This is a genomic window from Acinetobacter sp. CFCC 10889 (genome assembly GCF_003268395.1).
Lineage (GTDB): Bacteria > Pseudomonadota > Gammaproteobacteria > Pseudomonadales > Moraxellaceae > Acinetobacter.
Genome location: NZ_LQXQ01000182.1, coordinates 1 through 427, shown reverse-complemented (window position 1 = coordinate 427; position 427 = coordinate 1). Strand labels below are relative to the sequence as shown.

Annotated in this window: 1 protein-coding gene; it reads right to left on the bottom strand. The window is 35.1% G+C overall.

The genetic code is table 11. From position 1 onward, the window contains the following. Nucleotides 1–147 precede the first annotated feature (147 nt). Nucleotides 148–427, bottom strand: a 280-nt coding sequence (locus tag AVJ19_RS21300) for a hypothetical protein (protein ID WP_111861446.1), incomplete at its 5' end; no start/stop codon positions are given.

The window sequence follows — 427 nt, the reverse complement described above, 5'->3', positions numbered from 1 at the left end:
CATTGCCAGTCTTATTATTGATTGATCTAACGCCTGTGGTCAGTGTTAAAACATTGCCAAAATTGAGGTTAATAATAACGTCAGGTTTATTAATCTTTTCTTGAATTGGCAACGGATTATTTGACCAAAAAGCACGTAGAGCAATGTTCATGCTGTGACACTCCGCTCAATATTGAAAGTCAGTGTTTGAGAATGTCTAACGCTATTTTCGATGACTAATTTAATATCTAACTGAGCTTTACCCATTTTCCAGTTTTGCGTAATTGATGCAGGTACTTCTAATAAAATCATGCCTGCTTCAGTAAGTTTTATGACACTTGGTGTTGCAATGACTTGACCTGAACTATTAGCAATCTGAGATGAAATAATCATCTCATCTGTAATGATCATGCCTAATTTAGTATCAGTATCATAAAATTGGATGGGC